General features: G+C 72.4%; 16 protein-coding genes. 12 read left to right on the forward strand and 4 right to left on the reverse strand.

What is annotated here, in order from left to right; translation table 11 throughout:
* Positions 1-13 precede the first annotated feature (13 nt).
* The 10 genes from AB0C16_RS33730 to AB0C16_RS33775 all read left to right on the forward strand — a co-directional run bounded on the left by AB0C16_RS33730 (position 14) and on the right by AB0C16_RS33775 (position 10003).
* Positions 14-1534, forward strand: coding sequence for an AMP-binding protein (locus tag AB0C16_RS33730; protein WP_357689035.1), 1521 nt, complete (start codon positions 14-16; stop codon positions 1532-1534).
* Positions 1534-2346 carry a fumarylacetoacetate hydrolase family protein gene (locus tag AB0C16_RS33735; RefSeq protein WP_357689037.1) on the forward strand — a complete coding sequence of 271 codons (813 nt, stop codon included), beginning with the start codon at positions 1534-1536 and terminating at the stop codon, positions 2344-2346. The genes AB0C16_RS33730 and AB0C16_RS33735 overlap by 1 nt, the downstream gene beginning before the upstream one ends.
* A gap of 155 nt (positions 2347-2501) precedes the next feature.
* A complete protein-coding gene (locus tag AB0C16_RS33740) occupies positions 2502-3758 on the forward strand; it encodes an ABC transporter substrate-binding protein (protein ID WP_357689039.1) in 1257 nt (418 codons plus the stop codon).
* A 60-nt stretch (positions 3759-3818) separates the two neighbouring features.
* Positions 3819-4694, forward strand: a complete 876-nt coding sequence (locus tag AB0C16_RS33745) for a branched-chain amino acid ABC transporter permease (RefSeq protein WP_357689041.1) — start codon at positions 3819-3821, stop codon at positions 4692-4694.
* Positions 4695-4713: 19 nt separating this feature from the next.
* Positions 4714-6597 carry a branched-chain amino acid ABC transporter ATP-binding protein/permease gene (locus AB0C16_RS33750; protein ID WP_357689043.1) on the forward strand — a complete coding sequence of 628 codons (1884 nt, stop codon included), beginning with the start codon at positions 4714-4716 and terminating at the stop codon, positions 6595-6597.
* Positions 6584-7306 (forward strand): ABC transporter ATP-binding protein, encoded by a 723-nt coding sequence (locus AB0C16_RS33755; RefSeq protein WP_357689045.1) that lies wholly within the window; start codon positions 6584-6586, stop codon positions 7304-7306. Before AB0C16_RS33750 ends, AB0C16_RS33755 begins: the two co-directional genes overlap by 14 nt.
* 127 nt (positions 7307-7433) lie before the next feature.
* Positions 7434-7712 carry a hypothetical protein gene (locus AB0C16_RS33760; protein WP_357689047.1) on the forward strand — a complete coding sequence of 93 codons (279 nt, stop codon included), beginning with the start codon at positions 7434-7436 and terminating at the stop codon, positions 7710-7712.
* A gap of 122 nt (positions 7713-7834) precedes the next feature.
* Positions 7835-8971, forward strand: a complete 1137-nt coding sequence (locus AB0C16_RS33765; protein ID WP_357689049.1) for a cytochrome P450 — start codon at positions 7835-7837, stop codon at positions 8969-8971.
* Positions 8972-8990: 19 nt separating this feature from the next.
* Positions 8991-9743, forward strand: coding sequence for an HAD-IA family hydrolase (locus AB0C16_RS33770; RefSeq protein ID WP_357689051.1), 753 nt, complete (start codon positions 8991-8993; stop codon positions 9741-9743).
* Positions 9740-10003 (forward strand): DUF4031 domain-containing protein, encoded by a 264-nt coding sequence (locus AB0C16_RS33775; RefSeq protein ID WP_357689052.1) that lies wholly within the window; start codon positions 9740-9742, stop codon positions 10001-10003. Before AB0C16_RS33770 ends, AB0C16_RS33775 begins: the two co-directional genes overlap by 4 nt.
* Here AB0C16_RS33775 and AB0C16_RS33780 read toward each other — a convergent pair.
* Positions 9953-10588: a metal-dependent phosphohydrolase gene (locus AB0C16_RS33780; protein ID WP_357689054.1), complete on the reverse strand. Its 636-nt coding sequence runs from the start codon at positions 10586-10588 to the stop codon at positions 9953-9955. The genes AB0C16_RS33775 and AB0C16_RS33780 overlap by 51 nt on opposite strands.
* A 146-nt stretch (positions 10589-10734) precedes the next feature.
* Here AB0C16_RS33780 and AB0C16_RS33785 point away from each other — a divergent pair, with 146 nt between their 5' ends.
* Positions 10735-11970, forward strand: a complete 1236-nt coding sequence (locus AB0C16_RS33785; protein ID WP_357689056.1) for an alpha-hydroxy acid oxidase — start codon at positions 10735-10737, stop codon at positions 11968-11970.
* Between the two features lie 142 nt (positions 11971-12112).
* Here AB0C16_RS33785 and AB0C16_RS33790 read toward each other — a convergent pair whose 3' ends face one another.
* The 3 genes from AB0C16_RS33790 to pgm all read right to left on the reverse strand — a co-directional run bounded on the left by AB0C16_RS33790 (position 12113) and on the right by pgm (position 15816).
* Positions 12113-12826, reverse strand: a complete 714-nt coding sequence (locus tag AB0C16_RS33790) for a DUF2786 domain-containing protein (protein WP_357689058.1) — start codon at positions 12824-12826, stop codon at positions 12113-12115.
* Positions 12823-14064 (reverse strand): hypothetical protein, encoded by a 1242-nt coding sequence (locus tag AB0C16_RS33795; protein ID WP_357689060.1) that lies wholly within the window; start codon positions 14062-14064, stop codon positions 12823-12825. Before AB0C16_RS33795 ends, AB0C16_RS33790 begins: the two co-directional genes overlap by 4 nt.
* Before the next feature lie 123 nt (positions 14065-14187).
* Positions 14188-15816 carry a phosphoglucomutase (alpha-D-glucose-1,6-bisphosphate-dependent) gene (pgm, locus tag AB0C16_RS33800; protein ID WP_357689062.1) on the reverse strand — a complete coding sequence of 543 codons (1629 nt, stop codon included), beginning with the start codon at positions 15814-15816 and terminating at the stop codon, positions 14188-14190.
* Positions 15817-15938: 122 nt separating this feature from the next.
* Between pgm and AB0C16_RS33805 the strand changes: the two genes are divergently transcribed.
* Complete coding sequence (locus AB0C16_RS33805) at positions 15939-16832, forward strand: LLM class F420-dependent oxidoreductase (protein WP_357689064.1); 894 nt, start codon at positions 15939-15941, stop codon at positions 16830-16832.
* Positions 16833-16879 lie beyond the last annotated feature (47 nt).

Here is a 16879-nt window from a genome sequence, read left to right on the forward strand (position 1 = left end):
GACAAGGCTGAACATGCGCACAATCGCTGATTTTCTCCGGCTCAACCGGCGCCGCTACCCCGGCCGCACGGCCGTCGTGGACGACACCTCACGGGTGACCTACGCCGAGCTCGCCGACCGCGCCTACGCGGTGGCGGACGGTTTACTCGCGGACGGCGTACGGCGCGGCGACACGGTGGGCATCCTGGCCGGCAACTCCGTCTTCGTCGCGGAGGTCTACCTCGGTGTCCTGTGCGCCGGGGCGGTGCCGGTCATGTACAACTGGCGCTGGGCCACGCCCGAGCTGGTCTTCGGGCTGAACGACTCCAGGGCCCAGGTCGCCTTCGTCGACCAGGAGTGGGCCGGGACGATGCGCGCCGCCCAGGACACCGGCGAGCTGCTCCACCTGCGCCGCGTGGTCGTGGAGGGCGCCGGCTACGAGGGCTACCTCGGCGAGCCGGTCGAGCCCGAGCTGACCGGCGACATGGACGCCACCAACGTCATCATGTTCACCGGCGGCACGACCGGCTTCCCCAAGGGCGTGATGCTCTCCGAGCGCAGCGCGGTCGGCAACGGGCTGAACGAGATCATCGACACCGACATGGAGCACTCGGACGTCACGCTGCTCATCGCGCCGATGTTCCACGCGGCGTCGCTGCTGTGCTGGTTCGTCCCGCACCTGATGCTGGGCGCCACCTCGGTGCTGATGCGGCGCTTCGACGAGCGCCAGGTGGGCGAGGTGGTGCAGCGCGAGGGTGTGACCAACGGCTTCCTGGTGCCGAACATGGTGCGCCGGTTGCTCGCCGCCGGCGTCTTCACCGACTACGACTGGTCCGGCTACCGGCGGATGTACGTCGGCGGAGCGATCTTCAAGCTGCCCGACAAGACCGCCGTCCGCGACGCGCTGCCGCACGTGCGCATCTACTACCAGTACGGCCTGACCGAGGGCGGCCCGATCGTCACCCGGCTGCGCCCGGAGGACATGTTCCGAGAGGACATCGACGGCTCCATCGGCCGGGAGTTCCTGCTCACCGAGGTGCGCCTGCGCGCCGTGGACGGCGACGAGGAGGTGCCGCCCGGGGTCGTGGGCGAGATCACCGTGCGCGCCCCGAACATCATGGACGGCTACTTCGGCCGGCCCAAGGAGACCGCCGAGGTGCTCGGCGAGGACGGCTGGCTGCGCACCGGCGACCTGGCCTCCCGCGACGAGAACGGCTACTTCTACTACCACGACCGCTCCAAGGACATGATCAAGACCGGTGGCGAGAACGTCTACTCGGCCGAGGTCGAACGGGTGCTCTACACCCATCCCGCGATCAGCGAGGCGGCCATCATCGGCGTGCCGAGTTCGAAGTGGGACGAGGAGGTGTGCGCCGTCGTGGCCCTGAAGAAGGGCGCCAGGCTGGACGCGGGGGAGCTGCAGGAGTGGTGCCGCGGGCACCTGGCCGGTTACAAGATCCCCAAGCGGATCGCCTTCGTGCCTCCGGAGCACATCCCGGTCAACGACAGCGGCAAGATCATGAAGACCCGGCTGCGCTCGATGGGGCTGTTCTGATGAGGTGGGCGACCCTGCGCACCCGTGACGGCACCCGCGCGGCCCGCCGCGAGGGCGACGTCTACGTGATCCTGGACGAGCCCGACGTGGGGGCGATGCTGCGGCGCCCGGACGCCGGATCGGGCCGTGAGGCGGGCCAGGTCGCGGTGGCCGACGCCGACTACGCGCCGCTCGTCACGAACCCGGCCAAGGTGATCTGCGTCGGCCTGAACTACCGCTCGCACATCGAGGAGATGGGGCGGGAGCCGCCGGCGTACCCCAACCTGTTCGGCAAGTACGCGAGCACCCTGACCGGCGCCCGCGACGAGCTCGTCATCCCGTCGATCAGCGACCAGGTCGACTGGGAGGCGGAGCTCGCCGTCGTGGTCGGCCGGCCGCTGTGGCGGGCCGGGCCCGAGGAGGCGCTGGCGGCGGTCGCCGGCTACACCGTCGCCAACGACATCTCGATGCGCGACTGGCAGTGGCGGGCCGGCCAGTGGCTGCCGGGCAAGGTGTTCGACGCCAGCACGCCGCTGGGGCCCGAGCTGGTGACGCCGGACGAGGTGGACCACGCCCGCGACCTCGCCGTCACCTGCGAGGTCGACGGTGTGGTCCGGCAGCGCGGCCGCACCTCCGACCTGGTCTTCGACGCCGCCACGGTGCTGAGCTACGTGAGCCGGTTCACCGCCTGGCAGCCGGGCGACGTGCTGCTCACCGGCACTCCCGGAGGGGTGGGGGCGGCGTCGGATCTCCGGCTCGCCCCCGGCGCCGTCGTCACCACGCGCGTCGAGGGCGTCGGCACGTGTGTGAACGGCTGCGTGGCCGACCGCTGACGGACTGTCCGGTGGCGGGATGTCACCGGACAGTAACGATTTCGGGTGCGTTAAATCCAGCCTTTTGACCTGTTAAATCCCATGATACGTTGCACGAACGGTCGTTCGTTCGCCCGGGCCGCCCCCCTCGGCGACCGCCCGGAAGGGAGAATCTCGTGAAGAGTAATTCAGCGTCCCGAGACGCCGATCACCTGCGGTCTCGGCGGTGGCGGCTCGCCGCCGCGGCCCTGGTGCCGCTGCTCCTCGCCGCCTGCGGCGGTGGCGGCCAGGCCGACGGCGGCGGTGCTGCCGCGCCCTACCACCTCGGCGTCCTGGTCGACCTCACCGGCTCCTACGCCGCCCTCGGCGAGGCCGAGAAGGCGTCGACCGCGGCCTTCGCCGAGAAGGTGAACGCCGCCGGCGGCATCAACGGCCGCGAGCTCAAGCTGACCGTGGTCGACGGCCGCAGCAGCGAGTCCGACGCCGTGAGCGGCGTGCGCAAGCTCGCCGGCGACGGCGCCCTCGCCGTGATCGGCCCCAGCGGCACGAGCGCGAGCATCGCCATCAAGCCGGTCACCGCCGGCCTGAAGATCCCGGCGATCGGCATGGCCTCGGGCACCGCCATCGTCGAGCCGATCAACGAGGCCACGTGGATGTTCAAGAACTTCCCGGACATCACCCGCTCGACCCGCGCCATGCTGTCGTTCACCAAGAGCCTCGGCGCCAAGTCGGTCGCGGTGCTCGCCCCCAACAACGCCTACGGCCAGCAGCAGTCCAAGGCCGTCCCCACGCTCGCCGCCGAATACGGGCTGACCATGGCCGGCAGCGAACTGCACGACCCCGACGCCACCGACTTCGTCCCGCAGCTCACCCGGCTCAAGAGCGCCGACCCGGACAGCGTCATCGTCTTCGGCGTGGTGCCCGGCAGCGCGGTCGTCGCCCAGAACGCCAAGCAGATCGGCTTCGACGCCGAGTTCGTCTACGAGCCCGGATCCGCCTCGCCCGACTTCATCAAGGTCGGCAAGGACGCCGTCGAAGGCCGCTACGTGGTCGGCACCAAGGCGCTGGTGTCGGACAGCGTGGCCGAGGACGACCCGCAGTACCAGGCGGTCAAGGACTTCACGGCGGCCTACGGGGCCGAGCCGACCCAGTTCGCCGGCAACGGCTGGGACGCGATCTCGCTGATCACCGAGGCCATCAAGAAGACCAACCCGGACCCGTCGAACCTGGAGGCCGCGCGCACCGCGATCCGCGACGCCCTGGAGAACGACCTCGGCGGACTCGCCCTGGTCAACGGCGTCTACCGCTACTCGCCGACCGACCACTCCGGCCTGGGGACCGAGGGCCTGGCCCTGCTGCAGGTGCGCGACGGAGCCTTCCGGCTGGCCGGACGCCTGTCGGAGAGCGGCGAGGTCGTCCTCAACCAGGAATGACAGCCCGGCGGGCGGCCGGTCCCCCTCCCGGCCGCCCGCCCCATGGACAGGGTCAGGAATATGACATCGCAGGACATCCTCCAGGTGATACTCACGGGTGTCACCAACGGGTCGATCTATGGCGCGATCGGGATCGGCTTCGTGGTGATCCACCGGATCACCGGCGTGATCAACTTCGCCATGGGCGACCTGGCGCTCATCGGGGCCTTCGCCGCGGTGGTGCTGTCGAAGATGCTGCCGCTGTGGCTGGCCGTGCCTCTCGGGATCGTCGTGGCGGCCGCGTCGTCGACGCTCGTCTACGCGCTGGCCATCCGGCCGCTCCGCCGCCAGCAGCTGCTGGTGCAGGTGATCGCGACCCTCGGCGTGGCCATCGCGGTACGGTCCCTGCTGCAGATCGTCTTCGGCAGCGGCGCGTACCAGCTGGAAGCCTTCACCGCGGGCCCGGCGATCAACCTCGGCGGCGCGACGATCGCCCGCCAGGCCCTCTGGGTGGTCGCGCTGACCGTGGTCATCGTGGTCCTGCTGACGGCGTTCTTCGACCGGACGATGCTCGGCCGGGCCGTGACCGCCTGCGCGGTCAACCCGTTCGCCGCCGGAGTGGTCGGCATCAACGTGGCCCTCATGGCCGCGCTGTCGTTCGGGCTGGCCGGAGCGGCGGCGGGGACCGTCGCGATCGCGCAGACGCCGCTGTCCGTCATCACCGTGCTCGGCGGCCTCACCCTCAGCCTGAAGGGGTTCGTCGCGGCGATCCTCGGCGGGCTCGACCGCATCGGGCTGACCGTCGTCGGCGGCGTCGTCCTCGGCCTGATCGAGGCCGCGACGACCATCTTCGCCGGCTCGCTCTACACCACGCTCGCCGGGCTGACCCTGCTCCTCGCATTGCTGATCTTCCGGCCGGCGGGGCTGACCCGGCTCCGGGTGTCGACGCGGGTCTAGCGACCACAAGGAAAATGCCGTGAACTCACCTCGTACCACAAGACGCCGGCCGTCGCCGATGATCGTCAAGGTCGTCCCCGTCGCCGCGGTGATCCTCGTCATCGGGCTGGCACCGCTGGTCATCACCGACTCCTACACCCAGGGTCTGGTCGTCAACTTCGGCATCGACGCGCTGCTCGCGCTCGGCCTGGTCCTGCTGGTCGGCTACGCGGGCCAGTTCTCCCTGGCCCAGGCCGGCTTCGCGGCCATCGGCGCGTACGGCTCCGCGATCGGCACCGTCCGGTTCGGCTGGCCGCCGCTCCTGTCGATGGTGGCGGCGGCCCTGGTCGCGGCCCTGATCGTGTACGCCATCGGCCGGCCGATCCTGCGGCTGCGCGGGCACTTCCTGGCGATGGCCACGCTGGCTCTCGGCGAGATCCTCTACCTGCTGCTGACCAACTCCGAGTGGCTGGGCGGCTCGTCCGGCTTCGGCGGCATCCCGCCGTTCTCGTTGTTCGGGCTCTCCTTCGAGGACCAGCGCTCGCAGGTCTACCTGGTGCTGGCCGTGCTGGCCATCGGGCTGTGGTTCGCGCTGCGGATGAAGTCCAGCCGCGAGGGCCGCGCACTGCGGGCCCTGCGCGTCAACGAGACCGTGGCCTCGGCGCACGGCGTCAACGCCGCCCGGGCCAAGACCAAGGCCTTCGTGCTGAGCGCCGTCTTCGGCAGCGTCGCGGGCAGCCTCTACGCGCACACCATGATGTACGTGAACCCGGCGCCGTTCGGCGTGATGCACTCCGTCGAGATCCTCGTGGTGGCGGTCATCGGCGGCGTCCTCTCCCCGTGGGGCCCGCTGGTGGGCGCCGCCGCGCTGACCCTGATCCGTGAGACCAGCACCAGCGTCATCCCCAGCGTGCTCGGCGAGGGCGCGGTGGGGGCGGGCGAGGAGTTCACCGTCGGCCTGCTCCTCATCCTGGTGCTGGTGCTCATGCCCGACGGCGTCGTCGGCGCCATCGGCCGGCTGCGCGCCACATTCCTCCCGCGGCGTCCGGCCACTCCGGCGGAGCCCGCCCCGGCCCCGCCGGAGCCCGTCGCGGTGGCGGCGCCCCCGGCCGGTCCCCCATCGCGGCGGGTGCGGCTCGAAGTCAGTGGCCTGACCAAGAGGTTCGGCGGTGTCACCGCGGTCGGCGACGTCGACCTGGTGCTGCACGACGCGGAGATCCTCGGCGTCATCGGCCCGAACGGCGCGGGCAAGAGCACCCTGATCAACCTGCTCTCCGGCGTGCTGACGCCCACCGAGGGACGCGTCCTGATCGACGGCGAGGACGTCACCCGGGCCCCCGCCCACCAGGTGGCGGGGCTGGGACTCGCCCGCACCTTCCAGACGCCCGTCATGTTCGGCGGCATGAGCGTGCTGGAGACCGTACTGGTCGGCACCTATACGGCCGGCCGCACGGGCATCGTCCGGTCGGTGGTGCCGACGCCGGGCGTGCTGCGCGAGGAGCGGGCGCTGCGTGCGGAGGCCGAGCGGGCGCTGGCCCGCTGCGGGCTCGCCCACCTGGCGGACATGGAGGCCGACAAGCTGTCGCTCGGCCACCAGAAGGTGCTGGAGATCGCCCGCGGGCTCGCGGGCAAGCCGTCCGTCCTGCTGCTGGACGAGCCGGCGGCCGGCCTCAACCGGGCGGAGAAACAGCAGATGACCGCCCTGCTACGGGACCTGCGCGGCGAGGGCATCGCGCTGCTGCTGGTCGAGCACGACATGGAGATGGTGATGGAGCTGGTGGACCGGGTCCATGTCCTGGAGTTCGGCCGCACCCTGCGGATCGGCACACCGGCCGAGGTGCGCGCCGACCCCGAGGTCATCCGGGCCTATCTGGGCGTCGACGAGGACGAGGACGACGAGGGAGCCATCCGTGTCGATCATTGAGGTCAGCGGACTCCGCTTCTCCTACGGGCCGGTCGAGGTCCTGCACGGCATCGACCTGAAGGTCGACGAGGGTGAGATCATCGCCGTCATCGGCCCCAACGGCGCGGGCAAGACCACGCTGCTGAACCTCCTCGGCGGCGCCTACCGCCCCAGGTCGGGGAGCATCACCCTGCGCGGCGACGACGTCACCCGCGCCTCTCAGGACTCGCTCGTACGCCGCGGCCTGTCGCTGGTGCCCGAGGGCCGGCAGATGTTCTCCAGCATGACGGTCGACGACAACCTGCTGCTCGGCACGTACGCCCGGCGCCGGGAGATCGACCTCGACGGCCAGCGCGAGATGGTCTTCGAGCTGTTCCCCCGGCTCAGGGAACGCCGCGACCAGCTCGCCGGGACCCTGTCCGGCGGCGAGCAGCAGATGGTCGCCATCGGCCGGGCGTTGATGTCCGACCCGTCGGTCCTGCTGCTGGACGAGCCGAGCCTCGGCCTGGCCCCGCAGTTCGTCGACCTGATCATGCGCACGATCAGGCGGCTGCGGGAGAACGGGCGGACCGTCGTGCTCGTCGAGCAGAACGCCAAGGCCGCGCTGCGGCTGGCGGACCGGGCCTACCTGCTGGAGATCGGCACCGTGCACCTGGAGGGCCCCGCCCGGGAGCTGGCCCGGGACCCGCGCGTGGTGGCCGTCTACCTGGGCGGCGACGCCGCGCTGTGACGGCGCCGCCGGGAGCGTGTGCCGCCGGGACCGGCCTCGCGCCGGGCTCCGGGGATTGCGTGCCCGTGAGGCGTCGCATTGGGCGGCGCGGTGGCGCACAATGGAGCCGGTCGGCCTAGGAGGCTCTGTGAGCAAGCGATCGCGCAGGCGCCGCGCTCTCACCACCGGAGGGCCCTTCCGGCTCCCCGGCTTCGGCCCGGGGGAGCCGCACGGTCCCGATGACGAGGGATTCCCCTTCGGCGAGGAGGGCGGCGGAAGGGAGGGCGGAGTCCGCGAGCCCCGGCGGCCGAAACCCGCGCCACCGTCGCTCCTGATGGAGGCGCCGATGCCCCCACCCCTGATTCACGCGCACGATCGGACGGTCCCGCCGCCCGGCGAGGTGACCAGGACGCCGGTGCTCGGCTGATACTGGCCAGAGCTCGTCCGTCCAGATGGGACCATCTCTGTAGGGATTTATCCCAGAAGGTGTGCTGTATCCCAGCAGGACGGATTGCGATGTCAGATTCAGAGTTCCCTCTCGTCCAGTTCATGCGAGAAGGCTTCGATCCGGTGGCGGAGCTCGCTCGCATCCGCACCGAGCAGCCGGTCTACCCGATGCCGATCCCGGGAGGCCAGACGGTCTATCTGGTCACCCGCTACCACGACGTGCGTGCCGTGCTCGGCGACCACGAGCGCTTCAGCAACGACTTCGGCAACGTGATCGGCCTGGGCTCCACCCAGGAGGATCCGGGCGGCCTCGGCTTCCGCGACCCGCCCGAGCACACCAGGCTGCGCAGGTTCCTGACGCCCGAGTTCACCATGCGCCGCCTGCGCAGGCTGGAGCCGCGCATCGAGGCCATGGTCGAGGAGTACCTCGACAAGATGGAGGCCAAGGGCTCCCCGGCCGACCTGGTGGAGTCGTTCGCCCTGCCCATCCCGTCGCTCGTGGTCTGCGAGCTGCTCGGCGTGCCGTACGAGGAACGGGCCGACTTCCTGAAGCTCAGCACCAACCGCTTCGACTTCACGGCCGGGCCCGAGGCGTCACTCCAGGCGGTCAACGACGCGATGACCTACCTCATCGACCTCGTCGCCCGCGAGCGGCGAAACCCCGGCGACGGGCTGCTCGGCCAGCTGCTGCGCGACCACGGCGACGAGCTCGACGACAGGACCCTGGCCAGCATGGCCGACGGCATCCTGACCGGCGGCCACGACACCAGCACCAGCATGCTCGCCCTCGGCACCCTCTGGCTGATGGAGAACCCCGAGCAGGCGGCCAAGGTGCGCGAGGTCGACGGCTACGTCGTCGAGCTGATCGAGGAGCTGCTGCGCTACATGACGGTCGTGCAGGTGGCGTTCCCGCGCTTCGCCCGCGAGGACCTGGAGCTGGAGGGGCAGCTCATCAAGAAGGGCGAGCTGGTGCTCTGCTCGCTGGCCGCCGCCAACCGCGACCCCAACCTGGGCGACGACATGGACGAGGTCAGGCCCCATCGCGACACCGCGCGCTCCCACCTGTCGTTCGGCCACGGCATCCACCGGTGTGTCGGCGCGCCGCTGGCCCAGATGGAGATGCGCATCGCCTTCCCCGCGCTGCTGCGCCGTTTCCCCGGCCTCCACGTCGCGGGCGAGGTGCCGTTCAGGCCGCTCGCCATCGTCCACGGGGTCGAGAAACTACCCGTCGCGTGGTAATCCGGCTACGTTCACAAGTGTGAACGAGCCCGCCATCGACCTGACCGCGATCAGCGCCGTCGTGTTCGACACCGACGGCGTGGTGACCGACACCGCCCGAGGGCACGCGGCCGCCTGGAAACACGTGTTCGACGCCTTCCTGCGCGGCCGCTCGGCCCCCTTCGACATCAGGGCCGACTACCTGCGTCACGTCGACGGACGGCCACGCCTCGACGGCGTCCGCACCTTCCTCGCCTCACGCGGCATCGACCTGCCGGAGGGAAGCCCCGACGACGAGCCCGGCGCGCCCACCGTGCACGGGCTCGGCCTGGCCAAGGACCGGATCTTCATGTCCCAGGTGGACAAGTACGGCGTGGCGGCCTTCCCGTCCACCGTGGCGCTCCTCTACGAGCTACGTCGCCGGGGAGCGCGCACCGCGGGCGTCTCGGCCAGCCTGCACGCCCGCAGGCTCGTCACCTCGGCGGGCGTGGCCCACCTGTTCGACCTGCTGGTCGACGGCAACGACGCGGCCCTGATGCACCTGCCCGGCAAACCCGATCCGGCGTTGTTCCTGGAGGCCGTCCGCCGCCTGGGCCTGCCCGCGAGCAGGGCGGCCGTGGTGGAGGCGGCGCTGCCGGGCATCGAGGCCGGCCGGAAGGGCGGCTTCGGCCTGGTGATCGCCATCGACAAGGACGGCGCCGCCGCCGAGCTGCGCGAACACGGCGCCGACGTGGTGGTGGCCGACCTCGGCGAGCTGGCCGTGCGCGGCAGGGTCCTACCCTTGACCTTGTGACGGTGCTCATCGACCCTCCGCACTGGCCGGGACCGCGCGGGCTCATGTGGTCGCATCTGGTCAGCGACCACTCCCTGGACGAGCTGCACGCCTTCGCCGGGCGGCTGGGCATGCCGGGGCGGGCCTTCGACCGCGACCACTACGACGTGCCCGAGACCGTCCACCGGATGGCGGTGGACCTGGGCGCGCAGGCGGTCAGCTCGCGCGAGCTACTGCACCGTCTCATCGCCGCCGGGCTGCGCCGCCGCAAGCGCCGCTAGCTCGCCGCCGAGGTTGGCCCGCGCCGCCGCCTCCCACAGCTCGTACGCCTCGGGGGTGCGGTAGAGCCGCGGCGTGGCCAGCAGCCTGCGCAGCACCTCGGCCCGGCCCGTCGCGAACAGGCCGGCGGGCACGTGCGCGTATTCCTGCCGGATCCTGGCCGCGTAGTCGTCGTAGCCGGGGCCGGCCAGCACCGCCAGGTCGGCGTCACACAGGACCTCGCCGTCGCGGTCGCCCGGGACCAGCCGGTCGTGCGCGGCCGTCAGCCGCACCAGCCTGGCCACCTCGGCGACCCGGCCGGGCGGCAGGCCGCAGCGGGGCAGCCTCGACTCGGCCAGCTGGGCGCTCCGCTCCTCGTCCCGGCCGGGCCGGCCGTCGTAGACGGCGTCGTGGAACCACGCGGCCAGCCGCACCGCCACCGGGTCGTCCGCGGCGCCGGCCAGCCGGTCGATCGCGGCGAGCACGGCGGCCAGGTGCTCCAGCGTGTGATAGCGCCGATGCGGCTCCGACCACCGGGCGACCAGCTCGGCCCCGACCGCCTCGGCCGCCCGCGACCGCCCCGCCACCGCGCGCCAGCTCGTCAGCATGGCTCCCACGATAGAGCCGCCGCCCGCGGGCCGTCGCGCCGGGAATCCTCCCCGCGCCCGCCGTGCCGGCGCGGCGTCCGGAGGCGTGTCCGCTCCCGGAACGTGCGGCCGCCCGGGACGGGACGCGCTGGCCCCGGGTTGCTAGCGTGAAGGTCATCGAGCCGACATCGGACGACCCTCGGCGCCTGCCTCGCTGGCGGGAGCTGCGGGCCGTGTTGCCCGCCCGCCCGCGGCTGGTCCCGTCGCGCGAGCGGCGGCTGGCGGCGGCGGCCGACCTGGCCGACATCCGGCGGCTGGCCCGGCGGCGGGCCCCGCGCGTGGTCTTCGACTACGTGGACGGCGCGGCCGAGTCGGAGCTGTCGCTGGCCAGGTCCGTCGAGGCGTTCGCGAGGGTGGAGTTCCGGCCTCGCGTCCTGCGCGACGTCGCCGAGGCCCCCACCGAGACCGAGATCCTGGGCAGGCGCGTCGCGATGCCGGTCGTCCTCGCGCCGACCGGGTTCACCAGGATGATGCACCGCGAGGGGGAGCGCGCCGTCGCGCGGGCCGCGGCCCGCGCGGGCGTGCCCTACACCCTGTCGACGATGGGCACCACGACCGCCCGCGACGTGGCCGCGGCGGCCCCCGGCGGCTGGAACTGGTTCCAGCTGTACGTGGTCCGCGACCGGGGGCGCAGCCGCGAGACGCTCGACCAGGCCCGCGACGCCGGGATGGACGTGCTCGTCGTCACCGTCGACGTGCCGGTCGCCGGGGCGCGGCTGCGCGACGTGCGCCACGGCATGACGATGCCGCCCTCGCTGCACTGGCGCGGCGTCCTGCAGGCGGCCCTCCGGCCGGCCTGGTGGTTCGACTTCCTCACCAGCGAGCCGCTCACCTTCGCCACCGTCGAGGGCGCCCCCGACGACCTGGCCGGCATCACCGACCTGATGTTCGACCCCACGGTGACGCTGCGTGACCTCGAGTGGATCCGCTCCGCGTGGCCGGGGTCGCTGCTGGTCAAGGGCGTGCAGCGGGTCGACGACGCCAAGGACCTGGCCGCCGCCGGCGTCGACGGCCTGGTCGTCTCCAACCACGGTGGGCGCCAGCTCGACCGCGCCGCCACCCCGCTGGAGCTGCTGCCCGGCATCGTGGCGGCCGTCGGCGACCGCACCGAGGTGTTCCTCGACGGCGGCGTGCGCAGCGGCGCCGACGTGGCGGCCGCAGTCGCGCTCGGCGCGCGGGCCTGCTTCGTCGGCAGGGCCTACCTGTACGGCCTGATGGCCGGCGGCGAGGCGGGCGTCGACCGGGTGCTGCGGCTGCTGCGCGCCGAACTCGTCCGCACGCTGCGGCTGCTGGGCGCGGGCGGCGTCGCCGCCCTCGACTCCGACCTCGTCCGCCTGCGCTAGGGTCCGCCTGCCGGGCCCGCCTGGGTTAGGTCCCGCCTGAGTCGAGACTCGCCTGCGTCGGGTCCTGCCTGTGTTCAGGTCCCGCCTGAGTCGGGGCCGCCTGCTGGTCGACTCCTGGTCGTACGGCTCGTCCGGCAGCGCCTCAAGAACTGCCGACCAGCGCCTCGGGAGCGTCGCGCGCCGCGCCCATCCGGGTGCGCCCGAGATCGGCCCGGCCCCCCGCGGCCACCCCGTCGCGGTAGCCGGTGCCGCTGGTGCGCGGGACGCTCGTCCGGATCCTCGGGTAGCGGGCCGCCACCGCCCGTTCCACCTCCGCCCGCCGGTCCGCCAGGACCAGCGCGGTGCCCGCCGCGGGCGCCCGCTCCTCGGCCTGGTCCTCGGCCTCGCGCAGCAGCCGGTGGACCTCGTCGGCGAAGCCCAGCAGCCAGGACCGGCGGTAGGCCCTGGCCGAGGACACCGGCTCCGGCGGCCGTACCCCGGCCAGCCCCGAGGCCATCTGCAGCAGCAGCGACGTCGCGAGGACGTCGGCCCGTTCCAGGTCGGCGGCGAACCCGAAGACGTGCACCCGCTGCCCGCCGCCGTCCCCGGGGAGCCCGCCGATGAGCAGCGGGCGGCAGCGCACCGCCTGCGCCACCAGGCTGACCAGCCGGGCCTTCTCCCTGGCCCAGGGGGCGCTCAGCGTCACGATCCGGTCACCGGGCACCTGACGGCCGGGGCCGGGGTCGAGGGAGTCGATGCCGTGCTTGGCCATCAGGGCGGACGCCGCCGCCATGAACGTGGCCCGCTCATGCTCGTTGTCGGTGCGCTCGGCCTTGGCCAGGAGTTTCCTGACCCGTTCGAGCGTGCGCTCCCTCATCGGGACTTGGTCAGCACCCGCCCGTCGTCGGCGATGACCGGGAAGGCGCCGGTGTCGACGATGCCGTGCTGCTGGTACAGGGCCTCGATGAGGGCGTGGGCCGCGGGCTCCAGCTTCCACAGGGCGCGGTACTCGCGGGCCGTCGACAGCGAGAGCCCGATCTCCTGGGCGATGTCGACCGTGCGCGGCACGATGCCCTTGGCGATCTGCCGGTCCCAGTAGTCGCGCGCGGCCCGCATCAGCGCCGCCCGCTGGGCGGTGTCGACGACCTGCGGGGTCGTGTCGAGCACCTCGATGTCCTCGTCCTCGTCGTTCACGAGCTCGGCGAGGGCCGGGGGCAGCGCCGGGCGGGCCGGAACGGGGTGGTGGTCGGCGGTGGGCTCCCAGGGCACCCGCGGGTCGGCGTCGATGAGCGCGGAGGTGTTGTAGAGGGCGGCGATCTGGGCCAGCAGCGCCTCCTGCCGGCCGGGGTCGACGGCCAGGCCGGTGTGCTCGACGGCCTGGTCCATGGCCTTGTCCAGCCGGGCCAGCGCGGCGCGCATCTTGCGCTCGGGGGCGCCGCCCTCGCGCAGCGCCTTGGCCTTCTTGGCGGCCAGCGCGACGCGGGTGAGCCGGCGGTGCGCGTCGACCTCGCTCGCGGTGCGGTCGCTCACCTCGGCCAGGCCCATCCGGACCATCAGCCGTTCGGGGGTGAGCCGCCAGTTGATGCGGCCGGTGCCCCTGATGCGGTGGCGCTCGATGGCCATGCCGCGTTCCCACAGCCAGGCGGCCACGAGCGGCGCGGCGAGCCGGAACAGCGCCTCGGGCAGGCTGCGCGCGTCCATGCTGGACAGCACCGCGGTCAGGCAGGTCAGCGCCCACACGGCGATGCCGTCGATGCCGGCGGAGAAGTTCTCCCGCATGTTGCGGCGGGCCCGTACGGCCGAGGTGATGATCGCGACCTCTATGAACGCGAACAGCAGCAGCCGCAGCGGGCCGTCGAGCCCGAGCACGTCACCGGAGAAGCGCCACATGCCCTGGGCGGACACACCGGTCGCGATGGACGCGGCCACGATGGTCAGCACGTCCTCGATGGGACGGAGGGCGACGTAGCGAGCGAACAGGAAGGCTCCGGCCCGCCAGGTGATCCTGAGCACCAGGAACGCGAGCACGAGCGAGGCCAGGCCCAGCAGGGCGATGACAGCGGTGGCGAACGGCTTCTCGGTGACGAAGGCGGCTATTTCGTCGAATGTGGGCATCAGTCACTATCCGTGAGGATCGAACTCCGGCTGTATAACGACGAGATCATTGCAGAATGTTGGCATCTTGTACGCCAAACAGCCGCTACAGCCCCACTTTGCCCAGGTTTATCGCACTCGATTTCATCCCAAGGCGGCGGAAACGAGTGAGCGGGCCTCCTCCTGCACCTTGGCCAGATGGTCGGGACCCCGGAACGACTCGGCGTAGATCTTGTACACGTCCTCGGTCCCGGACGGCCGGGCCGCGAACCAGGCGCTGCGCGTGGACACCCTGACCCCGCCCAGCGCGGCCCCGTTGCCGGGCGCGGAGGTGAGCACCGAGGTGATCGGCTCACCGGCCAGGCTGGTCGCGGTCACCTGCTCGGCCGACAGCCGGGCGAGCACCGCCTTCTCCTCGCGGGTGGCCGGCGCGTCCACCCGGGCGTAGGCGGGGTCGCCGAAGCGGTCGGTGAGGTCGCGGTAGCGCGCGCTCGGCGACTCACCCGTGACGGCCAGGATCTCCGACGCCAGCAGCGCCATGATGATGCCGTCCTTGTCGGTCGTCCACACCGAGCCGTCGCGGCGCAGGAACGACGCCCCGGCGCTCTCCTCGCCGCCGAAGCCCAGCGAGCCGTCGAGCAGGCCGGGGACGAACCACTTGAACCCCACCGGCACCTCGTGCAGTCGCCGGCCCAGCGACTCGGCCACCAGGTCGATGATCCGGCTGCTGACCATCGTCTTGCCCACCCCCGCGCCGGCGGGCCAGCCGTCACGGTGCGTGTAGAGGTAGGAGATCGCCACGGCCAGGTAGTGGTTGGGGTTCATCAGCCCGTCGGGCGTCACGATGCCGTGCCGGTCGGCGTCGGCGTCGTTGCCGGTGGCGACGTCGTAGGTGTCGCGCTCGGTGATCAGGGAGGCCATCGCGTACGGCGACGAGCAGTCCATCCGGATCCTGCCGTCCCAGTCGAGCGTCATGAACCGCCACGTCGGGTCCACCAGCGGGTTGACCACGGTCAGGTCGAGCCCGTGCCGCTCGGCGATCTCCCCCCAGTAGGCCACGGCGGCCCCGCCCAGCGGGTCGGCCCCGACGCGCACCCCGGCCGACCGGATCGCGTCGAGGTCCACCACCGAGGGCAGGTCGTCGACGTAGCGGCCGAGGAAGTCGTAGCGGCCCGCGGCCCCCAGGGCCCTGGCGTAGGGGATCCGGCGCACGCCCGCGAGGCCCGCCGCCAGCAACTCGTTGGCGCGGTCCTGGATCCACGTCGTGGCCTCGGTGCCGGCCGGCCCGCCGTGCGGCGGGTTGTACTTGAAGCCCCCGTCACGCGGCGGGTTGTGCGAGGGCGTGACCACCACCCCGTCGGCCAGGCCGGACTCGCGGCCCCGGTTGTGGGTGAGGACGGCGAGGGAGACGGCCGGCGTCGGCGTGTAGCCGTCGCGCGCGTCGACGAGCACGTCCACCTCGTTGGCCGCGAACACCTCCAGCGCCGACACCCGGGCGGGCTCGGACAGCGCGTGCGTGTCGACGCCGAGGAACAGCGGACCGTCGGTGCCCTGCGCCGCGCGGTATTCGCAGATCGCCTGGCTCGTGGCCAGGATGTGGTCCTCGTTGAACGCGACGTCGAGCGACGAGCCGCGGTGGCCTGAGGTGCCGAACGCCACCCGCTGGGCCACCTCGCCCGGATCCGGATGGAGCGCGTAGTAGGCCGCGACCAGCTTGGGCACGTCGACCAGGTCGGCTGGCTGGGCCGGCTGTCCGGCGCGCTCGTGGCTCATGGGTCCCACCTTACAAACCCCGCCTCGCCCGGCCGCGGGAGAGCGCCGTGTCGCGCCGGGGTCCCGGCCGGGCCGTGGTTAGACTCACCGTGACCCCAAAACTAGAATGGAGTTCGGTGGCCATGCGAATCGGACTGCTGCTCAACGAGCCCACGGGTTCCGATCCGTTCGGCGAACTGCGCGACGCCATCGCCGCCGCGCACGCCGACGGCTTCGCGTCCGGCTGGATGTCGCACATCTTCGGCCTCGACGCGCTCACCGCGCTGGCCGTCGCCGGCAGCCAGGTGCCCGGGATCGAGCTCGGCACCGGCGTCGTGCCGACCTACCCGCGCCACCCGGCCGCGCTCGCCCAGCAGGCGATGACGGTCAACGCGGCGCTCGGCGGGCGGCTCACGCTCGGCATCGGCCTGTCCCACCAGATCGTGATCGAGAACATGTTCGGCTACAGCTTCGACCGGCCCGCCAGGCACATGAAGGAGTACCTGGACATCCTGCTGCCCGCGATCCGCGGCGAGCACGTCCGATGCCAGGGCGAGACCCTCAAGGCCGACATCCGGCTCACCACGCCCGGCGCCGGCCCCCAGGTGCTGATCGCCGCCATGGCCCCGCGCATGCTCAAGCTGGCGGGCGGCAGGGCCGACGGCACCATCCTCTGGATGACCGGCCCGAAGACCGTCGCCGAGCACATCGCGCCCGCCGTCACCGCCGCCGCCGAGGAGGCCGGGCGCGGCCGGCCGCGCATCGTCTGCACGCTGCCGATCTGCGTCACCGACGACCCGGCCGCCGCCAGGGCGCGCGCCGGGGAGATCTTCGCCATGTACGGGCAGCTGCCCTCCTACCGGGCCATGCTCGACAGGGAGGGCGCGGCGGGCCCCGGCGACGTGGCCCTCGTCGGCGACGAGGACAGCGTGCGCGCCCAGATCGACGCGCTGGCCCAGGCCGGAGTCACCGACTTCGTGGCCGCGTGCTACTCCAAGCGGGAGCGCACGCGGGAGTTGCTGAAGCAACTGCTCTGACCGGCGCGTCGGGGGCCTGATCGGGAGGCATCCGAATAAACTCCCGC

Source organism: Nonomuraea sp. NPDC048916 (genome assembly GCF_040649575.1).
Lineage (GTDB): Bacteria > Actinomycetota > Actinomycetes > Streptosporangiales > Streptosporangiaceae > Nonomuraea.

What these genes read in the sequence shown, in the direction of transcription:
- AB0C16_RS33730 (WP_357689035.1), top strand. Translation starts at nt 14, where the DNA reads ATGCGCACAATCGCTGATTTTCTCCGGCTCAACCGGCGCCGCTACCCC.
- AB0C16_RS33735 (WP_357689037.1), top strand. Translation starts at nt 1,534, where the DNA reads ATGAGGTGGGCGACCCTGCGCACCCGTGACGGCACCCGCGCGGCCCGC.
- AB0C16_RS33745 (WP_357689041.1), top strand. Translation starts at nt 3,819, where the DNA reads ATGACATCGCAGGACATCCTCCAGGTGATACTCACGGGTGTCACCAAC.
- AB0C16_RS33765 (WP_357689049.1), top strand. Translation starts at nt 7,835, where the DNA reads ATGCGAGAAGGCTTCGATCCGGTGGCGGAGCTCGCTCGCATCCGCACC.
- AB0C16_RS33780 (WP_357689054.1), bottom strand. Translation starts at nt 10,588, where the DNA reads ATGCTGACGAGCTGGCGCGCGGTGGCGGGGCGGTCGCGGGCGGCCGAG.
- AB0C16_RS33790 (WP_357689058.1), bottom strand. Translation starts at nt 12,826, where the DNA reads ATGAGGGAGCGCACGCTCGAACGGGTCAGGAAACTCCTGGCCAAGGCC.
- AB0C16_RS33795 (WP_357689060.1), bottom strand. Translation starts at nt 14,064, where the DNA reads ATGCCCACATTCGACGAAATAGCCGCCTTCGTCACCGAGAAGCCGTTC.
- pgm (WP_357689062.1), bottom strand. Translation starts at nt 15,816, where the DNA reads ATGAGCCACGAGCGCGCCGGACAGCCGGCCCAGCCAGCCGACCTGGTC.
- AB0C16_RS33805 (WP_357689064.1), top strand. Translation starts at nt 15,939, where the DNA reads ATGCGAATCGGACTGCTGCTCAACGAGCCCACGGGTTCCGATCCGTTC.